Origin of the sequence: Streptomyces sp. AcH 505 (assembly GCF_000818175.1) — a bacterium.
GTDB lineage: Bacteria > Actinomycetota > Actinomycetes > Streptomycetales > Streptomycetaceae > Streptomyces.
The window spans coordinates 671,046-674,629 of the sequence record NZ_JTIY01000002.1 but is presented as its reverse complement, the minus strand read 5'-3'; the positions used below and the strand labels follow the sequence as shown (position 1 = coordinate 674,629).

Annotated in this window: 3 protein-coding genes and 2 pseudogenes; 2 read left to right on the top strand and 3 right to left on the bottom strand. The window is 71.6% G+C overall.

Features of this window, described 5'->3' with window-relative positions:
* Positions 1 to 232 (bottom strand): annotated as a pseudogene (locus HY68_RS44330) (hypothetical protein); the annotation flags it as partial.
* Between the two features lie 487 nt (positions 233 to 719).
* On the opposite strand from HY68_RS44330, the pseudogene HY68_RS33155 reads away from it, so the two are divergent.
* Positions 720 to 1,676 (top strand): annotated as a pseudogene (locus HY68_RS33155) (pyridoxal-phosphate dependent enzyme); the annotation flags it as partial.
* A gap of 12 nt (positions 1,677 to 1,688) precedes the next feature.
* Here the strand turns inward: HY68_RS33155 and HY68_RS43020 are convergent.
* Both HY68_RS43020 and HY68_RS33150 read right to left on the bottom strand, forming a co-directional pair.
* Entirely contained in the window at positions 1,689 to 1,862 is a 174-nt protein-coding gene (locus HY68_RS43020) for a hypothetical protein (protein ID WP_157874478.1), read from the bottom strand.
* 20 nt (positions 1,863 to 1,882) lie between these two features.
* Positions 1,883 to 2,821: a LysR family transcriptional regulator gene (locus HY68_RS33150; RefSeq protein ID WP_041998857.1), complete on the bottom strand. Its 939-nt coding sequence runs from the start codon at positions 2,819 to 2,821 to the stop codon at positions 1,883 to 1,885.
* Positions 2,822 to 3,244: 423 nt separating this feature from the next.
* On the opposite strand from HY68_RS33150, the gene HY68_RS33145 reads away from it, so the two are divergent.
* On the top strand, positions 3,245 to 3,584 hold a 340-nt coding region (locus HY68_RS33145; RefSeq protein WP_041998855.1), incomplete at its 3' end, for an NAD(P)H-dependent oxidoreductase.

Below are 3,584 nucleotides of genomic sequence, written 5' to 3'. Positions count from 1 at the left end.
GCCGGCCTGCGGCTGTCCCCGGCCCGGTGCCCGGTGGCAGCGGGGAGTCGGCGAAGGTGACGAGGGTGAAGCCGGCGCCCTCGGTCGCCGCGAGCACGTCCCGCAGTGCCGCGGAGGTCAGTACGGCGGCGGGCGGCCGTCCCGAGTGGCGCCAGGCTGCCGGATGGGCGCCGTCGCCGTCGGCCTCCAGGGCGATGTGCAATGCGGTGCGCCCGGCGTCGCTGTCAGTCATTTGGATGCCTCCGGTCGAGGTGAGTTCAGGGCAGGCAGGGGCCGGCCGAGGCGTACGGGCAGGCCGGACGCGGCAGTTGCCGATCACGGAAGGCGCGGCTGAGGAACACCGGACGCGCGAGGCGCACCTGGGGGCTCAGCGGGCCGGCGACGTCCTCGGACACAGTGCGCTGCTCACCCGGAGCAGGTCGACATGGCGCCGGGAGACCAACGGTCCGTCGTCGCGGCGGTGGGGCGCCTGCATACCGTTCACCTCACCGTCGTCGGATCGGGCAGCGGCTCGTCCGCCGCCGCGCCGAAGCGTGTGATCGTCCTTCACGGTAACCGTCGGCGCGCGGTCGGGATTTCCCACGGCAGCCGCATTTCACACGACTGAAACGATGCGGCCGCCGCCGTCCCCGGCGCCCGCGGGGCCGCGTCACCCGGATAGCCTGGCCGCGGCTGACGTCACGGATTCGGCGGCACGAGCGCACGCAAGGAGCACTGCTTTGGACGTCCACGCATCCCTGGCCGACGTGGTCGGCAACACCCCGCTGGTGCGGCTCAACCGCGTCACCGGTGCGGCGCCCGCGCCGGTCTACGTGAAGCTGGAGTTCGTCAACCCCGGTGGCAGCGTGAAGGACCGTGCCGCGCTGGCGATGATCGAGGCGGCCGAGAAGGCCGGGGTGCTGCTGCCGGGCGGTACCGTCGTCGAGGGCACCTCGGGCAACACCGGGGTCGGTCTGGCCATGGTCGCCGCGCAGCGCGGCTACCGGTGTGTCTTCTCGATCTCGGACAAGAGCAGTACGGAGAAGGTCGCCCTGCTGCGCGCGTACGGCGCCGAGGTGATCGTCTGCCCGAGCAACGTGCCGCGCGAGCATCCCGACCATGTGCGCTCGGTGGCCCGCCGGGTCACCGAGGAGACCCCGGGGGCCTGGCTGGCGAACCAGTACGACAACCCCGCCAACCCGGAGGTCCACTTCCGTACGACGGGTCCGGAGATCTGGCGGCAGACCGACGGGCGGATCACGCATCTGGTGTCGGGGATCGGCACCGGCGGCACCATCTCCGGGACGGGCGAGTACCTCAAGGAGGCGAGCGGCGGCCGGGTGACGGTCGTCGGCGCCGACCCGGAGGCGTCGGTCTACTCCGGCGGCGACGGCGGCGCGTACTCCGTGGAGAGCATCGGGCACTCCCGCCACCCGGACACGGTCGACGACACCTGGCCGACCGCCTACCACCAGGCGGTCGTCGACCGGTTCGAGCGGATCAGCGACCGCGACTCGCTGCTGACCGCCCGCCGGCTGGCCCGCGAGGAGGGCCTGCTGGTCGGCGGTTCGGCGGGCACGGCGGTGGCCGCGGCCGTCCGGGTGGCGGCCGAGCTGACCCCGGACGATCTCGTCGTGGCGGTGCTGCCGGACTCCGGCCGCAACTATCTCTCCAAGGTGTTCGACGACGACTGGATGCGCCGACTCGGCCTACTGGACGGCGAACTCCCCGGCTGACGCGACCGGTCCAGGACCAGCGGCGCGGCCCTCGCCCGCGAGGTCGCGGAAGCGGGTGCCCGGGTGGTCGTCGAGCAACCGGGCGTTGCCCTGCCCGAAGAGCCGTTCGCGCAGGGTCTCGCCGTCCTCGTACGACTCGCGGAACAACCGCCCCGGCGGGGCGTGGCTCAGCCGGCCGCCGGTCCTTGCCCGCCCGCCGCGACCTCCGCCTTGTGGGCGGCGGCGAGGTCCACGAACATCGTGTGCAGCGCGCGGGAAGCGGCGGGCACCGAACCGGCGAGAGCCCGCTGGATCACCAACAGCACAGCGGTGTCGGCGACTTCCAGCGGCCGGAAGGTGATCATCCCGGCCCGCTCCAGCGGGTCTCCGCGCACACTGAAATCGGGCAGCACCGTGGTGCCCAGCCCCTCGGCGACCATCAGCTTGCCCATCTCGGCGCCGTCCGTCGAGTACGAGAAGCTGGGGCTGCGTCCGTGCAGCAGCCGGTGTACGTAGCGGTGCATCAGGTAGCCCGAGCGCATCACGACGAGCGGCTGGCTGAGCAGATCGTCCACCGAGATCCGCTCCTTCGCGGCGAGCGGACTGTCGGAGCGCACACAGGCCACCGGCCGGCCGCGCAGCAGCTCCGTGGTGTGGAAGCCGGGTGGAGTGTCGTCGCCCTCCAGGTAGTTGACGAGGCCGAGATCGAGGCCGCCCTCCAGCAACGCGCTGTGCAGAGCGCTTTGCTGGGCGCTGACCACCTCGACCTGCGTCTCGGGGTGCGCGGCACGGAAGGCGCGGATGGTGGGGACGAGCAGCGGCACGGTGGCGGCGTGGACCGTGCCGAGCCGGATCATCCGGCTGGTGTGGTGCTGCTCGTCGGCGGCTCTGCGCAGCCCTTCGACCGCGTCGAGCACACCGGTGATGTGCGGCAGCAGCTCCCGGCCCTCGGCGCTGATCTTGGCGCCAGAGCGCCTGCGGTCCAGGATGTCCACGCCCAGTTCGCGCTCCAGGTTGCGGACGGTCTCGCTCAGCGCGGGCTGCGAGAGATGCAAGGCCTCGGCCGCCCGGCGCAGGGACCCGAGACGGGTCACGGCCTCGATGTATTCGAGCTGTTCTATCCGCATGGCACTCATGGTCTCCGATCGGGGTGGAAGGGAATCCCTATCACCACTTCGCGGATACCGAATGTACGCGGTGGACGGCGGCGGCTAACCTCGTGAACACATGCTTCGCTGAGACAGTTCGAGAGGTGGTGACGAGCGATGCGGGATCTGTGGGAGCTGACCTGCCGCCGTCACGTGGACCTTGTGCGTGTTTCCAGCGCCCTGTGTCGTCGGGCGCGATAGAACCGGGTCCCCCGAGCAGCCGCGTGTCACACCGACGCGGCACCGGCCCGGTGTCCACCGCACGCGGGCAGTGTTTTCCCGGTCTACCTGCGGCTTTCCGTATGCCCTGCGGTCGTTGCGCCGGGCGTAGGGTCGCCCGCCGCGACACCGTACGGCCGGGCCCGCGCGCACCACCGCACCCGCAGATTTCACGAGGTGATCATGGCCACCATTCTGTCCGTCTCCGGCAGTCCGTCAGCCCACTCCCGCACCGCCCGCCTGCTCAGGCACCTCGACGCGGGACTCGCGTCCAAGGGCCATCACGTCGTCCCGTTCGACGTCCGCACACTGCCCCCCGAGGCACTGCTCGGCGCCGACTTCGCGCACCCCGAGATCGTCCGCGCGAAGGAGCTGTTCGCGCAGGCCGATGCCGTGATGATCGGCACACCCGTCTACAAGGCGGCCTACTCGGGGCTTCTCAAGTCCCTCCTCGACCTGCTGCCGCAGTACGCGCTGGCCGGCAAGACCGTGCTGCCGCTGGCCACCGGCGGCACCACCGCCC